This window comes from Mesorhizobium sp. 113-3-3, assembly GCF_016756495.1.
Lineage (GTDB): Bacteria > Pseudomonadota > Alphaproteobacteria > Rhizobiales > Rhizobiaceae > Mesorhizobium.
In genome coordinates, this window is the sequence record NZ_AP023243.1 from 230,067 (window position 1) to 246,953 (window position 16,887).

The 16,887-nt window shown below is 64.4% G+C and carries 16 protein-coding genes and 1 pseudogene; 15 read left to right on the plus strand and 2 right to left on the minus strand.

Features of this window, described 5'->3' with window-relative positions; all coding sequences use genetic code 11:
• The first annotated feature begins 59 nt into the window (after window positions 1-59).
• The 13 genes from JG746_RS01050 (at window position 60) to dhaK (ending at window position 11,887) form a co-directional block, all read left to right on the plus strand.
• Complete coding sequence (locus JG746_RS01050) at window positions 60-1,391, plus strand: ABC transporter substrate-binding protein (protein WP_202356497.1); 1,332 nt, start codon at window positions 60-62, stop codon at window positions 1,389-1,391.
• Window positions 1,392-1,502: 111 nt separating this feature from the next.
• A complete protein-coding gene (locus JG746_RS01055; protein WP_202356498.1) occupies window positions 1,503-2,450 on the plus strand; it encodes a carbohydrate ABC transporter permease in 948 nt (315 codons plus the stop codon).
• Window positions 2,447-3,397: a carbohydrate ABC transporter permease gene (locus JG746_RS01060; RefSeq protein ID WP_183455750.1), complete on the plus strand. Its 951-nt coding sequence runs from the start codon at window positions 2,447-2,449 to the stop codon at window positions 3,395-3,397. Before JG746_RS01055 ends, JG746_RS01060 begins: the two co-directional genes overlap by 4 nt.
• Window positions 3,394-3,600 (plus strand): hypothetical protein, encoded by a 207-nt coding sequence (locus JG746_RS01065; RefSeq protein ID WP_202356499.1) that lies wholly within the window; start codon window positions 3,394-3,396, stop codon window positions 3,598-3,600. The genes JG746_RS01060 and JG746_RS01065 overlap by 4 nt, the downstream gene beginning before the upstream one ends.
• A 2-nt stretch (window positions 3,601-3,602) precedes the next feature.
• Window positions 3,603-4,715 (plus strand): ABC transporter ATP-binding protein, encoded by a 1,113-nt coding sequence (locus JG746_RS01070; protein WP_202356500.1) that lies wholly within the window; start codon window positions 3,603-3,605, stop codon window positions 4,713-4,715.
• A complete protein-coding gene (locus JG746_RS01075; RefSeq protein ID WP_202356501.1) occupies window positions 4,708-5,721 on the plus strand; it encodes an ABC transporter ATP-binding protein in 1,014 nt (337 codons plus the stop codon). Before JG746_RS01070 ends, JG746_RS01075 begins: the two co-directional genes overlap by 8 nt.
• A gap of 70 nt (window positions 5,722-5,791) precedes the next feature.
• The gene (locus JG746_RS01080) at window positions 5,792-7,432 is read left to right on the plus strand and encodes a dihydroxyacetone kinase subunit DhaK (RefSeq protein ID WP_202356502.1); all 1,641 of its coding nucleotides are present in this window, start codon (window positions 5,792-5,794) and stop codon (window positions 7,430-7,432) included.
• A gap of 72 nt (window positions 7,433-7,504) precedes the next feature.
• Window positions 7,505-8,107: a dihydroxyacetone kinase subunit DhaL gene (gene dhaL / locus JG746_RS01085; RefSeq protein WP_202356503.1), complete on the plus strand. Its 603-nt coding sequence runs from the start codon at window positions 7,505-7,507 to the stop codon at window positions 8,105-8,107.
• A complete protein-coding gene (dhaM, locus tag JG746_RS01090; RefSeq protein ID WP_202356504.1) occupies window positions 8,104-8,493 on the plus strand; it encodes a dihydroxyacetone kinase phosphoryl donor subunit DhaM in 390 nt (129 codons plus the stop codon). Before dhaL ends, dhaM begins: the two co-directional genes overlap by 4 nt.
• A gap of 21 nt (window positions 8,494-8,514) precedes the next feature.
• Window positions 8,515-8,817, plus strand: coding sequence for an HPr family phosphocarrier protein (locus JG746_RS01095; protein ID WP_202356505.1), 303 nt, complete (start codon window positions 8,515-8,517; stop codon window positions 8,815-8,817).
• A 41-nt stretch (window positions 8,818-8,858) separates the two neighbouring features.
• The gene (ptsP, locus tag JG746_RS01100; RefSeq protein WP_202356506.1) at window positions 8,859-10,433 is read left to right on the plus strand and encodes a phosphoenolpyruvate--protein phosphotransferase; all 1,575 of its coding nucleotides are present in this window, start codon (window positions 8,859-8,861) and stop codon (window positions 10,431-10,433) included.
• A gap of 11 nt (window positions 10,434-10,444) precedes the next feature.
• Window positions 10,445-10,870, plus strand: a complete 426-nt coding sequence (locus JG746_RS01105; RefSeq protein WP_019862863.1) for a hypothetical protein — start codon at window positions 10,445-10,447, stop codon at window positions 10,868-10,870.
• Between the two features lie 30 nt (window positions 10,871-10,900).
• Entirely contained in the window at window positions 10,901-11,887 is a 987-nt protein-coding gene (gene dhaK / locus JG746_RS01110) for a dihydroxyacetone kinase subunit DhaK (protein WP_202356507.1), read from the plus strand.
• Window positions 11,888-12,275: 388 nt separating this feature from the next.
• On the opposite strand, the pseudogene JG746_RS01115 reads toward dhaK, so the two are convergent.
• A pseudogene (locus JG746_RS01115) lies at window positions 12,276-13,107 on the minus strand (DUF2259 domain-containing protein).
• 156 nt (window positions 13,108-13,263) lie between these two features.
• Between JG746_RS01115 and JG746_RS01120 the strand changes: the two are divergent.
• Together JG746_RS01120 and JG746_RS01125 are read left to right on the plus strand one after the other, a co-directional pair.
• On the plus strand, window positions 13,264-15,171 hold the full coding sequence (locus JG746_RS01120) for a propionyl-CoA synthetase (protein ID WP_202356508.1): 1,908 nt from the start codon (window positions 13,264-13,266) through the stop codon (window positions 15,169-15,171).
• A 147-nt stretch (window positions 15,172-15,318) separates the two neighbouring features.
• On the plus strand, window positions 15,319-16,401 hold the full coding sequence (locus tag JG746_RS01125) for an acyltransferase family protein (protein WP_202356509.1): 1,083 nt from the start codon (window positions 15,319-15,321) through the stop codon (window positions 16,399-16,401).
• Here the strand turns inward: JG746_RS01125 and JG746_RS01130 are convergent.
• A complete protein-coding gene (locus JG746_RS01130; protein ID WP_244730630.1) occupies window positions 16,388-16,606 on the minus strand; it encodes a hypothetical protein in 219 nt (72 codons plus the stop codon). The genes JG746_RS01125 and JG746_RS01130 overlap by 14 nt on opposite strands.
• Between the last annotated feature and the right edge of the window lie 281 nt (window positions 16,607-16,887).

Consider the following 16,887-nt stretch of genomic DNA (forward strand, 5'->3'; position numbering starts at 1 on the left):
GAGAGGTTGAGGGCTCTTGAAACCGTCATCCGGGCGTGTTTCGCAAATGGGAGGAAGGCATGAAATCGAGCTTGAAACTGGCGTTGGGACTGACCTCGGCGATTGCAGCGTCGACAGCCGTCTCGAACGCCGCGCACGCTGAAGACCTGACGCTTTGCTGGGCCGCCTGGGACCCGGCCAACGCGCTTGTCGAACTGTCCAAGGATTTTACCAAGGAAACCGGCATCGGCATGAAATTCGAATTCGTGCCATGGACCAACTATGCCGACCGCTTCCTCAACGAGCTGAACTCGCACGGCAAACTGTGCGACCTGATCATCGGCGACAGCCAGTGGATCGGCGGCGCGGCCGAGAACGGCCACTACGTCAAGCTGAACGACTTCTTCGACAAGGAGAAGATCAGCATGGACGACTTCGTGCCGGCGACCGTCGTCGGTTATTCCGAATGGCCGAAGAACACGCCGAACTACTGGGCGCTGCCGGCCATGGGCGACGTCGTCGGCTGGACCTACCGCAAGGACTGGTTCTCCAAGCCCGAACTGCAGAAGGAATTCAAGGAGAAGTATGGCTGGGATCTCGGCCCGCCGGCCACTTTCGACCAGCTGAAGCAGATCGCCGAGTTCTTCCAGAAGCGGCAGATCGACGGCAAGACCGTCTATGGCGCCTCGATCTACACCGAGCGTGGCTCTGAAGGCATCACCATGGGCGCCATGGATGTGCTCTACAGCTACGGCTTCCAGTATGAGAATCCGAAGAAGCCCTATGAGATGGAAGGCTTCGTCAATTCCGAGAAATCGGTGAAGGGGCTGGAATTCTACAAGGCGCTCTACGATTGCTGCACGCCGCCCGGCGCCTCCAACAGCTATATGGGCGAAGGCGTCGACGCCTTCAAATCCGGCCAGGTGGCCATGCACATGAACTTCGCCTTCACCTGGCCCGGCTTGCAGAAGGACGAGAATGTCGGCGGCGACAAGATCGGCTACTTCGTCAACCCGAAGGGTCCCGACGGCGACCAGTTCGCCCAGCTCGGCGGCCAGGGCATCTCGGTGGTGTCCTATTCCGACAAGCAGGAATCGGCGCTGAAATACATCAAGTGGTTCGCCAACAAGGACGTGCAGGCCAAGTGGTGGTCGCTCGGCGGCTATTCCTGCCTGAACGCCGTGGTGAAGGACCCGAAATTCCCGGCCAGCCAGCCCTACGCGCAGACCTTCCTCGACTCGATGGCGATCGTGAAGGACTTCTGGGCCGAGCCGAGCTACGCGCCGCTGCTGCAGGCCTCGCAGAAGCGCTTCCATGACTATGTCGTCGCCGGCCAGGGTTCGGCCAAGGATGCGCTCGACGGCCTGGTCAAGGACTGGACCCAGGTGTTCCAGGACGACGGCAAGATGTAACCGGCTCCTCCCGAGCTAGGACCGAAGCGTCCCGTGCCACCCTTGGCACGGGACGCAGTTCAGATAAATTCCATCACAGAGACGACCCAAGTGACCGAAGCAGGACTGACCATGCTCAATCGGACCGCGGAGAACGTTGCCCGGGCGACCCCGGAACCGTTGGCCCGCAAGGTCCGGGGCATTAGCGACAAGGGCCTCGCCTGGCTGTTCATCTCGCCGACGATCCTGTTGCTGCTGGCCATCAACATCTTCCCGCTGTTCTGGGCGATCTATCTGTCCTTCACCAACTACCGCGCCAACCGACCGAACGAGGTGGTGAAGAATCTCGGGCTCGCCAACTACCAGCGCATCCTTGGCGACCAGGACATCTGGATCGCGATGCAGACGACGGCGCATTTCGTGTTCTGGACCATCATGTTGCAGACGCTGATCGGCTTCACGCTGGCCTGGCTGATCGACCGGAAGTTCCGCGGCCACGCCTTCTGGACGACGCTGATCCTGGTGCCGATGATGCTGTCGCCGGCGGTGGTCGGCAATTTCTGGCGCTTCCTCTACGAGCCGCAGATCGGCCTGTTCTCCTATGTCATCTCCTTTGTCAGCGGCATTCCGCCGACAAGCATCCAGATGCTCTCCAACGTGTCGCTGGCGCCGTGGTCGATCATCATCGTCGACACCTGGATGTGGACGCCCTACGTGATGCTGATCTGCCTCGCCGGGCTGCGCTCCATCCCCGAATACATCTATGAGGCGGCCGAGGTCGACCGCGCCTCCAACTGGCGGCAATTCTGGTCGATCACCCTGCCGATGGCGCTGCCCTTCATCATGCTGGCGGTGCTGTTTCGCGGCATCGAGAACTTCAAGATGTTCGACATGGTCAATCTGCTCACCGGCGGCGGGCCTGGCTCGACCACCGAGGTCGCCTCGATCACGCTGAAGCGGCAGGCTTTCGAGAGCTGGCGCACCGGCTATTCCTCGGCCTTCGCCATCATCCTCTTCGTGGCGGTATTCGGTCTCGCCAACATCTACGTCAAGGCGCTCAACAAGGTGAAGCAGAGATGAGCCTGACCACTGCCCATTCGGTCGTCGCCCCTTCGGCCAACTCGAAGCGCATCGCCGGTGCGATCATCATCGCCTACGCGCTGATCTCGATCGTGCCGCTCTTGTGGATCTTCGCCACCAGCTTCAAGACGCCGCCGGACTCGATCGCCTATCCGCCCAAGATCGTGTTCCAGCCGAGCATCGAGGGCTATTGCAATCTGTTCACGACACGGACGCGGCAGACGCCGGAATATATCAACTCGCTGGGGCCGGCGACCGGCTTCTGCGACGAGACCGTGCGCAAGCGCAACATGGTGATCGCCGGCCCTTCCAACTTCCTGCCGCGCTTCGTCAATTCGCTGATCATCGCCTTCGGCTCGACCTTCTGCGCGGTCTTTCTCGGCACGCTGTCGGCCTACGGGTTCTCGCGCTTCAAGGTGCCGCTCGCCGACGATCTTCTGTTCTTCATCCTGTCGACGCGCTTCATGCCGCCGATCGCGGTCGCTATCCCGATCTACCTGATGTACCGCGAGCTCGGCCTGTCGGACACCGCACTTGGCATGATCCTGCTCTACACGGCGGTCAACGTGTCGCTGGCGGTGTGGCTCTTGAAAGGCTTCATCGACGAGATCCCGCGCGAATATGAAGAAGCGGCGATGATCGACGGCTACACCAGGCTGCAGGCCTTCTGGCGCACCGTGTTGCCACAGGCGACCACCGGCATCGCCGCGACCGCCATCTTCTGCCTGATCTTCGCTTGGAACGAATATGCCTTCGCCGCGCTGCTGACGTCAGGCTCGGCGCAGACCGCGCCGCCCTTCATCCCGACCATCATCGGCGAAGGCGGCCAGGACTGGCCGGCGGTGGCGGCCGGCACGACGATTTTCCTGGTGCCGATCCTGGTCTTCACCATCCTGCTTCGCAAGCAATTGCTGCGCGGCATCACCTTCGGTGCGGTGCGCAAATGAGCATGACCAATCCCGTTAAACGCAAATCGCGCTGGCCGGTCTGGGCCCGGCGCGGCCTGATGGAAAACATCGCGACGGCACTGATCGCCATCGGCTTCCTGATGCTGTTCCAGCCCTTCGCGCTGTCGCTCTACACCTATTCCTTCATCACCATGCTCGCCGGCACCGTGATGTTCATCGTCGTCTCGAAATTCCCGGAATAATCATGGCCGAGATCCGTGTTCAGCACCTGAGAAAGGCCTTCGGCGATTTCGTCGCCGTGCAGGATTCCAACTTCGTCGTCGAGGATGGTGAGTTCTTCGTCATGCTCGGACCATCCGGCTGCGGCAAGACGACGACACTGCGCATGATCGCCGGGCTCGAGCTGCCGACGGGCGGCGAGATCCTGCTCGGCGGCGAGGACGTCACCATGTTGCGGGCACGCGAGCGCGACATCGCCTTCGTCTTCCAGCTGTTCGCGCTCTATCCGCACATGAATGTGCGCAAGAACATCGGCTTTCCCTTGCTGGCGCAAGGCATGCCGTCGGCCGAGATCCGCACCCGCGTCGAGGAGACGGCGAAACTGCTGCGCATCGACCATCTGCTCAACAAATCCGTCTCCGGCTTTGCCGGCGGCGACCGCCAGCGCGTGGCGCTCGGCCGCGCCATCGTACGGCGGCCGAAGTGCTTCCTGATGGACGAGCCGCTCGGCACGCTCGATACCGAATTCCGCGACCTCATGGTCCACGAGCTGCGCGAGCTGCACAACCGCATCCACGCGACCACCGTCTACGTCACGCACGACCAGATGGAAGCGATGTCGATGGCCGACAAGATCGCCGTCATGAACCACGGCGTCATCGAACAGTTCGGAAGCCCACGCGAAATCTACGACCGTCCGGCGACCATGTTCGTTGCCGACTTCATCGGCTCGCCGCCGATGAATTTTCTGGGCTTTGGCGGCGGGCTCGCCAAGGGCGCGAAGGAGGTCGTCGTCCAGGGCGCGAAGGTCGCGGTGCCGGAGGTGCGCGAGGATGTAGCACCGAGCGACATGGCGCTTGGGATCCGGCCCGAACACATCCGCTTCGACGATGCCTCGAAGCTGCGCGGCGCCATCTATGGAACGGAATATCTCGGCACCACGCAGATCGTCGCCGTGGAGACGGCGGACGGCATCATCAAGGCGCGGGTGCCGGCCGAAATCCGGCTCAATGCCGGCGATCATGTCGGTCTCGCGCTGAACAGCGCGCGGCTGTCGCTGTTCGACAAGGGATCGGGCCGCGCGGTGAGAACCGCGGTCCACGACACCGCCTCTCAAGGGAGAGCGCAGCATGGCTGACGTGCACATCAAGAACGTGACCAAGAGCTTTGGCGAGAACGTCGCTGTCGACGGTCTCGACCTGCATATCGCCGACGGCGAATTCGTCGTGCTGCTCGGGCCGACAGGCGCCGGCAAGACGACGACGCTGCGGCTGATTGCCGGGCTGGAACGGCCGGACAGCGGCACGATCGAAATAGGCGGCCACAACGCCACAATGCTGTCGCCGGCCGAGCGCGACACGGCCTTCGTGTTCCAGCAATACTCGCTCTATCCGCATCTGTCGGTCTACGACAACCTCGCCTTCCCGCTGCGCTCGCCGGCGCGGAAAATCCCGGAGGACCAGATCCGCCGGCGGGTCGAAGAGGTGGCGAAGATGGTGCGCATCCATCACAAGCTCGCCAACCGCTCCACCAAGCTGTCCGGCGGCGAAATGCAGCGCGTCGCCATCGGCCGGGCTCTGGTGCGCAAGCCCGCCATCTATCTGATGGACGAGCCGCTGTCGTCGCTCGACGCCAAGCTGCGGGCGGATTTGCGGCTGGAGTTGAAGCGCATCCAGTCCGAACTCGGAGCCACCATGCTCTATGTCACGCACGACCAGATCGAGGCGATGACCATGGCCGACCGCATCGGCATCCTCGCCGAGGGCGTGCTGGTGCAGATCGGTTCACCGAGAACCATTTACTCGGAGCCGGCAAACCTGCATGTCGCGGCAAGGCTCGGCCAGCCGGCAATCAATCTTCTGCCGACCGGCCTTCTGCCCGATGGGGGCGCGCCGGCCGGGACGAAGACGATCGGCGCGCGCACCGAACATCTGTCGATCGAGAAGGCCGCCAATGCCCACGCCGACGGTGTCGTCGATTGGGTCGAGCATCTCGGCGACCAGAACCACCTGCATGTGACGGTGGGGCCGAAGAAGCTGGTGACGCTGACCGACCCCGACACCGATCTCGCACAGGGCGACAAAGTGGTGATCCGCTACCGCTCGCCGCTCTATTTCGGCGCCGAGGGACAAAGATTGATGTGAACGGGTTTCGGCGTTTCCCGCCAAGGGTACGCCGCTTGTGATTGACGATCGCGAATACGGGACGAATTCGATGAAGCACTTTTTCAACCGCAGGGAAACGATCGTCACCGAGGCGCTGGACGGCCTGTTGCGCACCATCGGCTCGGGTGACCTCGCGCGCCTCGACGGCTATCCCGAGATCAAGGTCGTGCTGCGCGCCGACTGGGACAAGACGAAGGTCAGCGTCGTCTCCGGCGGCGGCGCCGGGCATGAGCCTTCGCATGCCGGCTTTGTCGGCAAGGGCATGCTGACGGCGGCGGTCTCCGGCGAGATCTTCGCCTCGCCGAGCGTCGAAGCGGTGCTTGCGGCGATCCGCGCGGTCACCGGTCCGGCCGGCTGCCTGCTGATCGTCAAGAATTATACGGGCGACCGCCTCAATTTCGGCCTGGCGGCCGAGAAGGCCCGCGCCGAGGGCTTTCGCGTCGAGATGGTAATCGTCGCCGACGACATAGCTTTGCCTGATATCAACCAGCCACGCGGTGTCGCCGGCACCTTGTTCGTGCACAAGATTTCAGGCCATCTGTCCGAGGCCGGCCACGACCTGGCCGATATCGCGGCGGCGGCGCGGGCGGCGGCGAAGGACATCGTTTCGCTCGGCATGTCACTGTCGTCGTGTTCGATCCCCGGCCAGCCGCATGAAGACCGGTTCGGCGAAAATGATGGCGAGCTTGGCCTTGGCATCCATGGCGAGCCCGGCGTCGAGCGCATCGCGGTGCAAAGCGCCGACCGCCTGGTGGCGATCATGGCTGAGCGCCTGGCGCGGCTCGATCCCCAGGCCAGCCATGCCTTGCTGATCAACAATCTCGGCGCGGTGCCGCCGCTCGAAATGTCGCTGATTGCCAATGCGGTGCTGGCCTCGCCGCTGGCCAGGACCGTCAAGCTGACGATCGGTCCAGGCCCGCTGATGACGGCGCTCAACATGAACGGCTTCTCGCTGTCGCTGATCCGGCTCGACGCGGCGCGCGAGGCCGCCTTGCTGGCGCCGGTCGGCCCGCATGCCTGGATGCCGGCCAAGCCGGTCGCGGCGCCTGTCATCGTGCCGATGGCGAAAGCCGTCGGACCAAGTGCGGCGCACAGGGCCAGCCAGGATGCCGGCACCAGGCGCCTGATCGTCACGGTCTGCGAAAGACTGATCTCGCTCGAAGCGACATTGAACGGGCTCGACGCCAAGGCCGGCGACGGCGACACCGGCTCGACGGTGGCGACCGGCGCGCGCAGCGTCCTCGAACGGCTCGACACGCTGCCGCTGGCCAACCCGGCGGCAACCCTGGGCGCGATCGGCGACATACTCAGCGCATCGATGGGCGGCTCCAGCGGCGTTCTGCTGTCGATCTTCTTCACCGCCGCGGCGCAGGCCCTCGGCAGCGGCGCCAGCTTGTCCAAGGCACTGCTTGCCGGGCTTGAGCGGATGACTTTCTACGGCGGCGCAAAGCCTGGCGATCGCACCATGGTCGATGCGCTGGAGCCAGCCCTGAAGGCGCTCGACGCCGACGGTCTGGAAGAGGCAGCGGCGGCCGCCCGGCGCGGCGCCGAGGCCACGGCCGCCATGGAGAAGGCCAAGGCCGGACGATCCGCCTATGTCGGCACCAAATTGCAGGGCGTGGTCGACCCCGGCGCCCATGCGGTGGCCGAGGTGTTCGCGGCCGCCGCCACGCTGCTTGTTTCGGCCTGACGCATGCACCAGTTGTCGAATGACCGTTCTTTCGCTACTGCCGGCAGACTGGAAACTAGGATTTTGGGCGACATGGCGGCGTTGAACCTTGCCAGGCTGATCGCGGTGGCCGCCGATACGATTGCCGCGCACGCCGGGGAATTGACGGCGCTCGACCAGGCGATCGGCGACGGCGACCATGGGCTGAACATGAAGCGCGGCTTCGAGGCCGTGCGGGCCGAGGCTGATGCGTTCGCGGCAAAGCCGCTGCCCGACGCCCTGAAGGCGATCGGCACCAAACTGGTGATGACGGTGGGCGGCGCGTCCGGCCCGCTCTTCGGCACGCTGTTCATGGCGCTAGGCAAGGAGATCACGACGGATCCCGATCGCGCCGGCCTGACGGCTGCCTTCGGCAAGGCGATCGACGCGGTGGCCGCGCGCGGCAAGTCGCAGGTTGGCCAAAAAACCATGCTCGATGTGCTGCAGCCGGTGCGTGACGCCTTGGCCGGCGGCAAGACGGCGGCGGAGATCGCCGACATCGCCGATGCCGCCGCCGAGGCGACCGTGCCGATGAAGGCGCTGCGCGGCCGCGCCTCCTTCCTCGGCGAGCGCTCGATCGGCCATATGGATGCCGGCGCCCGCTCGACCGCGCTGCTGGTGCGCTCGGTGGGGCAAGCGATCGGGGAAAGCGCATGAGCAATGTCGGGATCGTGATCGTGTCGCATTCACCGCTGGTCGCGGAGGGCACGGCCGACATGGTACGCCAGATGGTGGGCGACGAAGTGCCGCTTGCATGGTGCGGCGGAAACGGTCATGGCGGGCTCGGCACCAGTGTCGAGGCGATCATGGGCGCAATCGACAAGGCCTGGTCGGAAGCCGGCGTCGCCATCCTCGTCGATCTCGGCGGCGCCGAGACCAACTCGGAAATGGCGGTGGAGATGATCGGCGAGCCGCGTGCGCAGAAGATCATCGTCTGCAACGCGCCGATCGTCGAGGGCGCGGTGATGGCCGCGACCGAGTCCTCCGGCGGCGCCACGCTGAAGGAAGTGGTGGCGACGGCGCATGAATTGTCGCCGTCGTGAGTGAACGGGATTTCTGAAAAAATGTCCGCAGCCGCCGAAGCGACCGTCCTGATCACCCACGATGTGGGCCTGCATGCGCGTCCGTCGGTGAAGTTCACCAAGCTGGCCAAGACGTTTGCCGCCGATGTGGAAATTGCGCTTGCCGCCAACGGGCCGTGGTTCGACGCCAAGAGCATCGTCAAGGTGATGGCGGCCAAGGCGCCGAAGGGCACGGTGCTGCATATCAGGGCCAGCGGCGCTGGCGCCGAGGATGCGGTCCGCGCGCTGATCGACCTGGTGCAGCGCGATTTCGACGAGGACGCCGGTCATGTCCGCTCGGCGTGAGGCTGGCGCGCGGCTTCGTCGGCCCACAGGGAATGCGAGCCATGCGGATTGAGGGTGTTCCGGCCTCGGCCGGCTATGCCGAGGGGCCGCTGTTCGACCTCGACCGGCCGCCGGCCGTCTACGCAGGCAAAGCCACATCCGCGGAGGAGAAGACATCGCTGCAAGCCGCCATCGGCAAGGCGGTAAAGCGGCTTTCAGCAATGGTCGACACTGTCGACAGCGACGCCGCCGGCATACTCGAATTCCACATCGCCATGCTGGAAGACGACGCGCTGAGCGGGCCGGCCTTCGCATCGATCGCTTCGGGGCGGACCGCCGACATGGCCTGGCGAGAGGCGCTCGATGCCGAGATTGCCGGCTACGAGGCCTCCGACCAGGATTATTTCCGCGCCCGTGCCACGGACCTGCGCGATATCAGGGACCAGGTGCTGCGTGCTCTGACCGAGGACGGCGACAACACAGCGCCGTCCGGTGCCATCCTGTGTGGTGAGGATATCGCGCCGACGCGCTTTCTCGAAACCGATTGGAGCCATGGCGGCGGCATCGCATTGAAGGCGGGCAGCACGGCCAGCCACGTCGCCATGCTGGCACGCTCGCGTGGCGTGCCGATGGTGGTGGGGCTGCGCCAACCGCTTGCCGATCTCGCCGGCGTGGCGCTGCTTGACGCCGAGCACGGCAGCATCGTGCTGGCGCCCTCGCCGGCCGAGATAGGTTCGTTCCGGCAGTCGTCGTCTTCCTTCGCGACCCGCCAGGGCAAGGCGCAAAGGTTTCTGGCGCGGCCGGCGGTGACCAAGGCCGGCACGGCGGTGCGCGTGCAGGTCAACATCGCCGACCCGTCCGATGTCGACGGCATCGACATCGCGACCTGCGACGGGGTCGGCCTGATGCGCACCGAATTCCTGTTCGGCAAGACATTGCCCGATGAAGAGACGCAGTATCGCGCCTATCGCAAGGTGCTGGAATGGGCCGGGGAAAAACCGGTGACGATCCGCACCGTGGATGCCGGCGGCGACAAGCCGGTGCCTGGCTTCACCATCGAGGAAGGCAATCCGTTCCTCGGGCTGCGCGGCATCAGGCTGTCGCTGGCCCGGCTCGACATTTTTCGCGTACAGATCAGGGCATTGCTGCGCGCCGCGCCACACGGCAATCTCAGGGTGATGTTTCCAATGATCGCCGTGGCCGAGGAGTATGAACGCGCAGCCGCCCTGTTCGGCGAGGAACAGGCGGCCCTTGCCGCACGCGGCGTCGCGCACAAAATGCCGCCGCTCGGCATCATGGTCGAGGTGCCTTCAGTCGCCATCGCGCCGGAGGCGTTCGCCGGCGTCGCCTTCTTCTCGATCGGTTCCAACGATTTGACGCAATATGTGATGGCGGCCGCGCGGGACAACGCTGCCGTGGCCCACCTCAATTCGGTCCGCCATCCGGCGGTGCTGCGGCTGATCGGCTCGGTCACCGCCTTTGGACGGGAAAACAACATTCCCGTCAGCCTGTGCGGCGATGCCGGCGGTGATCCGGCCGCGATCCCTTCGCTGCTCGAGGCCAGCCTGCGCGACCTGTCCGTCGCGCCGGCGCAACTCGCCATGGCCAAGGCGGCCATATCTGATGTTTCGGTCTAGGCGCGGCCGGCATGGTTGACATCAAACCCGAACCCGGCTCCGAAGAGGCGATCCGCGCCTACAAGACGATCCTGTCGCAGGTCATCGATCAGCGCCCGTCCGGCATGCGCCAGCGCCTGGCCGACGCGCTCGGCAAGCACCGCAGCTTCGTGACGCAGATTTCAAGCCCGGCCTATACGGTTCCGATACCGTCAAAGCATTTGCCGGCCATTTTTTCCGTCTGCCATTTCAGCCCGGCCGAACGGGATCAGTTCCTCGCCGCCTACCATCAGGCGCATCCGGGGAAAATGTCGATCGCCGCGGGCATGCGCAAGACGCGGCATGTGTCGCTGGTCGTGCCGGATTTCGGCGACGACAAGCAGAATGCGGCGCTCGACCGGGCGATCAACGAATTCATCCAGAAGATCACCAGCATCGCCGGCAAGGGTGGCAGCTGACCATCTTGCCGGGCTGTTTGGGAGGACGCCATGAAGAAATTTATGAACGCGGTGGACACGGTGCTGACCGAGAGCCTCGACGGTTTCGTGGCAGCCCACGCCGATATCCTCGCGCTTGGCGACGAGCACAAATTCGTCCGCCGCAGGACACTGCGGCCGGGCAAGGTGGCGCTGATCTCCGGCGGCGGCTCGGGCCACGAGCCGCTGCATGCCGGCTTTGTCGGCCACGGCATGCTGGATGCCGCCTGCCCCGGCCAGGTGTTCACCTCGCCGACACCGGACCAGATGCTGGCGGCGGCGCAGGCCGTCGACAGCGGTGCCGGCTGCCTGTTCATCGTCAAGAACTACGAGGGCGATGTGATGAACTTCGACATGGCGGCCGAGATGTCGGAAGGCGTGCTGCAGGTGGTGACCAATGACGATGTCGCCGTCGAGAATTCGTCCTACACGACCGGCCGGCGCGGCGTCGCCGGCACGCTGGTGGTGGAAAAGATCGTCGGCGCGGCGGCCGAGCATGGCCTGGCGCTGCCCGTCCTGAAGACGCTGGGCGAGCGCGTCAACGCCGCCACCCGCTCCATGGGCGTGGCGCTGACCAGCGGCACCGTGCCGGCCGCCGGCAAACCGACCTTCGACATAAGCGACGGCGAGATGGAATTCGGCGTCGGCATCCATGGCGAGCCCGGCCGCCGGCGCGACACGTTGAAAAGCGCCGACGCGATCGCCGAGGAGATCTGCACCGCCATTCTGGGCGATCTCGGCGACAAGGCGAAAGGCCCGGCGCTGCTGTTCGTCAACGGCTTCGGCGGCACGCCGCTGATGGAGCTCTACCTGATGTACAACAGCGCGCGCAAAATCTTCGAGAAGCGCGGCGTGACGATAAGCCGGTCGCTGGTCGGCAGCTATGTCACCTCGCTCGACATGGCCGGCTGCTCGATCACGCTCACCATGCTCGACGACGAGACGACCGGCTGGTGGGACGCGCCTGTCCACACGGCGGCGCTGCGCTGGGGCATGTAGCCGTTCGAGTGCAAGGCGATTTCCCTGGAAAGAGCCATAGGGCTTTCGTTGAGATTGTGCACGGCGATCGATGCACCATCACCCGCTCCCAACCGAGATCACCCCAGAAATAGTCGTCACCATAAGGCCTCCGGCAAGCGCGTCGACCCGCCGGGCCGTTGCTTTTCTTCCCCTAAGTAAGGTAAGGACTCCCGGGGTTTTGGGGAGATAGCGTATGCGTTACAACTGGGAGCGGGCTCCGACGACTTTCGAACGTCATCGGAAAGCCCTGGCGGCGGCCATTTTGATCTTCGGTGGCGTAGGCCTCATGCTTGTGGCCCTGCCGATCTAGTGCGGTCGACATTTCGTCCAATGAATACCGTTTGTTAGACGGCTATCGGCCAGTCTCTCAGCGAGGCTGACCGGTCACGGCGATGAAGCGTCGGTCGCGTCCTTCAAAGCCCTGGCTGAAGCGCTGCACCAGCACGACGATCACCGCCGGCTTGCCGGACGGCGTGTATTCATAGGCTTCCGACAGGCTGTAGGAGGTCGGGGCAGTTTCTCGAGCCCGGCACGGCCTTGTCCTCGTGCAGTGTCTTGAACGGCTTGCCGTCCTGTCCCTGCAGCGTCAAGCGGAAGCCGAGCGCCTTGCCCGTCCTGTCCCCTTGAAGGGCCTTGTCACCTTGCTGGCTGTCTTCGAAACTCGGCGAACAATCGGTCGTACTATTGGCCAGGATTTCGTCGAGCTGAATGGTCGAAATCCCGGTCTCATCATAGAGCGGCGAAAGCCACTTTTGCGACACCTGTTCGAGGCGGGAAATGTCGGCATAGGCGACCATCTCGCCCGGGAAAGTGAACTTGTCGGAGGCCGTCTGCTTGCCGCGCGGGGCGATGGCATATTTGGCGAGGATGGGTTTTGCCCTGGCGGTCGCTTGCGCCCTCGCCTGGTCGAGGGTCAGCGTCGCCTCCTCGGATTCGTCGACGACCAGGATCGGCTTGCCGCCGACGAACTCATCGGTGCGCGTGTCGATGATGTCGATCTCGGAATAACCGGACGCCGAGGCGCCCGCATCGAGCTCACCATATTGCTCGAAGGCGAAATAGGCGCCATCGGGCGAGAAGCCGATTATGCGCCTGGCCGCGGCGTCTCCGGCCAGGGCGGAAGCGGTGGAGATCGCGAGCAGCGCACCGATCGCCAGCGCAAACACCGGTTTTGCCGTGATCGACGCTGGATGGCGCACTGCTCAGACCCTCCCCCGAGAAGACCTCACTTCACGATACGGTGCGCCAAGGGTCAAGCCGTGACGGGTTCATACGAAAATCAGGGAAGACAGCGCCGGAAAAAACAGCATAGGCTGTTGGCAAAGACGGCAAATGGTTTCCTGGGGAGGTTACGGATGGCTTCACGCTATCACGAGGTCTATGACGGCTGGAAACGCGACCCGGAACAATTCTGGGCGGACGCGGCCGGCGCCATCGACTGGTATTCGCCCTGGGACAAGGTGTTCGATGCCAGCGCCGGCGTCTATGGCCGCTGGTTTACGGGTGCCACCTGCAACACCTGCTACAACGCCATCGACCGGCATGTCGCCGGCGGGCGCGCCGACCAGATCGCGCTGATTTATGACAGCGCCATCACCGGGACGGTCAAAAAATTCACCTATGCCGAGCTCAAGCGCGAGGTGGTGGCGCTGACCTCGGTGCTGAAGAACCAGGGCATCGCTAAGGGCGACCGTGTCATCATCTACATGCCGATGGTGGCGGAGGCGGCCATCGCCATGCTCGCCTGTTCCCGCATCGGCGCCGTGCATTCGGTCGTCTTCGGCGGCTTTGCCTCGCATGAACTGGCCACCCGCATCGATGATGCCAAACCGAAGCTGATCATTTCGGCCTCCTGCGGCCTGGAACCGGGCCGGGTCGTTGCCTACAAGCCGCTGCTCGACAAGGCGATCGAGATGTCGGGCCACAAGCCGGACGCCTGCCTGATCCTGCAGCGCGACCAGCTGCGCTGCGAACTGAAGGAGCATTTCGACATCGACTATGCCGACGCCGTCGCGCGCGAGCGGGCTGCCGGCGCCAATGTCGACTGCGTGCCGGTGCTGGCCACCGATCCGCTCTACATCATCTACACGTCGGGCACGACCGGCCAGCCCAAGGGCATCGTGCGCGACAATGGTGGCCACATGGTCGCGCTGAAATGGACGATGGAAAACGAGTTCGGCGTCAAGCCGGGCGAAGTGTTCTGGGCGGCATCCGATGTCGGCTGGGTGGTCGGCCATTCCTACATCGTCTACGGACCGCTGCTGCATGGCTGCACCAGCATCCTGTTCGAGGGCAAGCCGATCGGCACGCCCGACGCCGGCACCTACTGGCGGGTGATCTCGGACCATGGCGTGGTCGCGCTGTTCACCGCGCCGACGGCGTTCCGGGCGATCAAGGGGCAGGATCCCAAGGGCGAATTCGTAGCCAAATACGATCTGTCGAAATTCCGCACGCTGTTCCTGGCGGGCGAGCGCGCAGACCCCGAAACCATCAAATGGGCGGAGCAGAAGCTCAGCGTGCCGGTGGTCGACCATTGGTGGCAGACCGAGACCGGTTCTCCGATGACCATCAATCCGGCGGGGCTCGGCCTGCTGCCGGTGAAATACGGTTCGCCTGGCGTGCCGATGCCCGGCTACGACATCCGCGTGCTCGACGATGCCGGCCACGAAGTGCCGCGAGGGACGCTCGGCAATGTCGTGGTCAAACTGCCGCTGCCGGCGGGCTGCCTGCCGACGCTGTGGAACGCCGACCAGCGCTTCCGCCAGGCCTATCTCGACGAGTTCCCCGGCTTCTACAAGACGGCCGACGCCGGCATGATCGACGAGGACGGCTATCTCTATGTGATGGCCCGCACCGACGACATCATCAATGTCGCCGGCCACCGGCTGTCGACCGGCGCCATGGAAGAGGTGCTGGCCGCCCATCCCGATGTCGCCGAATGCGCCGTCGTCGGCATCGCCGATGCGATGAAGGGGCAAATTCCGCTCGGCTTCGTGGTGCTGAACGCCGGTGCCGCGCGCGAGGGCGACGCCATCGAAAAGGAGGTCGTGGCGCTGGTGCGCGAGCGCATCGGCCCGGTCGCCGCCTTCAAGACCGTGGTGACGATCAAGCGCCTGCCCAAGACGCGGTCGGGCAAGATCCTGCGCGGCACCATGCAGAAGATCGCCGACAAGGAGGAATGGACGATGCCGGCGACCATCGACGACCCGGCCATCCTCGACGAGATCACCGCTGCCATGAAGGCGCGCGGGATCGGAGTCTGACAGGCATGCGGGGCGCCCGCGGCGCGCCGCCATTCGCGTATGTTGCGGCGCGGCGACGTTTGTGATCGCCGCATTGCTTGATCGTTTGTTGTGCGGCGCAGCATGACACCCTACACTTGACGCGGGGGGCCATCCGATCGGGATCGCATGGCTCAGCAAAAGATTTCATTCGGCGGTGTGGACATATTGCGATTCCTCGCTGCCGTGCTCGTCATGGTCTACCATTACGGATTCTGGGTCTGGGCCTATCCGGACGGCATCTCGGCACAGGCCACGGGCGGCGTGCCGGCGCAGCCCGTTATAGGCGCCTGGGTCGGGTCCGGCTGGGTCGGCGTCGAGATCTTCTTCGTCATCAGCGGCTTTGTCATCGCCTTCAGCGCCGAGAAATCGACGCCGCTGCGGTTTTTCGAGGCCAGGTTCAAACGGCTGGCACCGGCTGTCTGGATCTGCGCGCCGGTGACCGCCGTGCTGCTTCTTGCCATCGGCCTGAGCTGGCCGACCGACGCGGTGGTCCGGCTGGTCCGTACCGGCCTGTTCGCACCCTATGGTCCCTGGGTGGACAGCGTCTACTGGACACTCGGCATCGAGATCGCCTTCTACGCCGTCGTCTGGGCCTTGCTGCGGCTCGGCCGTTTCCATCTGATGGAGGCGGTCGCCATCGTCATCGGCCTGATCAGCACGCTGTTCTGGTGCCTCTATTATCCGCTCGGCTGGGCGGACTTCGCCGAGACGCGGCTGCTGCAGCTCACTTTGGTGCATCACGGCTGCTTCTTCGCCGTCGGCGTGCTGCTCTGGCTGATGCGGTTCAAGGCACTGACGGCGCCTCGCCTTGGCTTCTGCCTGCTGTTCCTTGGCGGCGGCGTACTTCAGATCGCCAGTTCGGTCGACGTCCACAGCATCAAGGTCAATACCGTGATGCCCTATGCGCCGCCGATCCTGATCTTCCTCTTCGCCATCGCGCTGATGGCATGGTCGCTCCGGCTTGACCTCAGCTGGAGCGGCTGGCGCCGGATCGGCCTGATGACCTACCCGCTCTACCTGATCCACGACGTCGTCGGCGCGGCAATGCTCGGAGCGATGGTGCGTGCCGGAGTGCCTTATCTCCTGTCGATGGCAGTGGTCGCCGCGACCATGATCGCGGCAAGCTGGCTGGTGGCCGCCGAAGCCGAACCGCGCATCCGGCTGCTGCTCGACCACACCGTCTTCCGCTACCGGCTCAAAGCGGCGTAGGCGTCTGGACATCGCCTGCGGCGCGATCAATGGCGTCGGTCAGCCGTTTCCGCTCCTTGTTGATCCACTGGCCTTCCAAGTAGTTTTGGAGAAACGCCTCGGCGAACCCGACAGGGTCCTGCCCGACGATCGCGCGGACCGGGGTTCCGTTCGCCGCGCTCTGGTCGCAAATATCCGCGAGATTCTCCAGCCGTGGCAGCCTCACCGCCACCCTTCTCATGATGTGTGCGGATGTGATTGGCGTCCGGCAGGCCAGCTTGGAAACTTAAAGCGCAATAACGGCTACCGAGTTGACCACCAATTTACCGTTTTCCGGCGGGAGTCCGAAAGATGCCAGAGCGAGCAACTCGCTCGACAGCCTCTCGGCGAATGGAAAGCGTTGCGGCATCCAAAAGTCGCACGACATTTCCAGCCTTGCCTGAGGCAACGCCGGTCCTTTGGCCGTTGCCGTTCCAGACGAATTCCAATTGATCGGAACGACCCGAG

What these genes read in the sequence shown, in the direction of transcription:
- JG746_RS01055 (WP_202356498.1), top strand. Translation starts at nt 1,503, where the DNA reads ATGCTCAATCGGACCGCGGAGAACGTTGCCCGGGCGACCCCGGAACCG.
- dhaK (WP_202356507.1), top strand. Translation starts at nt 10,901, where the DNA reads ATGAAGAAATTTATGAACGCGGTGGACACGGTGCTGACCGAGAGCCTC.
- JG746_RS01070 (WP_202356500.1), top strand. Translation starts at nt 3,603, where the DNA reads ATGGCCGAGATCCGTGTTCAGCACCTGAGAAAGGCCTTCGGCGATTTC.
- JG746_RS01095 (WP_202356505.1), top strand. Translation starts at nt 8,515, where the DNA reads ATGTCCGCAGCCGCCGAAGCGACCGTCCTGATCACCCACGATGTGGGC.
- dhaM (WP_202356504.1), top strand. Translation starts at nt 8,104, where the DNA reads ATGAGCAATGTCGGGATCGTGATCGTGTCGCATTCACCGCTGGTCGCG.
- JG746_RS01120 (WP_202356508.1), top strand. Translation starts at nt 13,264, where the DNA reads ATGGCTTCACGCTATCACGAGGTCTATGACGGCTGGAAACGCGACCCG.
- dhaL (WP_202356503.1), top strand. Translation starts at nt 7,505, where the DNA reads ATGGCGGCGTTGAACCTTGCCAGGCTGATCGCGGTGGCCGCCGATACG.
- ptsP (WP_202356506.1), top strand. Translation starts at nt 8,859, where the DNA reads ATGCGGATTGAGGGTGTTCCGGCCTCGGCCGGCTATGCCGAGGGGCCG.
- JG746_RS01075 (WP_202356501.1), top strand. Translation starts at nt 4,708, where the DNA reads ATGGCTGACGTGCACATCAAGAACGTGACCAAGAGCTTTGGCGAGAAC.
- JG746_RS01065 (WP_202356499.1), top strand. Translation starts at nt 3,394, where the DNA reads ATGAGCATGACCAATCCCGTTAAACGCAAATCGCGCTGGCCGGTCTGG.
- JG746_RS01105 (WP_019862863.1), top strand. Translation starts at nt 10,445, where the DNA reads ATGGTTGACATCAAACCCGAACCCGGCTCCGAAGAGGCGATCCGCGCC.
- JG746_RS01125 (WP_202356509.1), top strand. Translation starts at nt 15,319, where the DNA reads ATGGCTCAGCAAAAGATTTCATTCGGCGGTGTGGACATATTGCGATTC.
- JG746_RS01050 (WP_202356497.1), top strand. Translation starts at nt 60, where the DNA reads ATGAAATCGAGCTTGAAACTGGCGTTGGGACTGACCTCGGCGATTGCA.
- JG746_RS01080 (WP_202356502.1), top strand. Translation starts at nt 5,792, where the DNA reads ATGAAGCACTTTTTCAACCGCAGGGAAACGATCGTCACCGAGGCGCTG.
- JG746_RS01060 (WP_183455750.1), top strand. Translation starts at nt 2,447, where the DNA reads ATGAGCCTGACCACTGCCCATTCGGTCGTCGCCCCTTCGGCCAACTCG.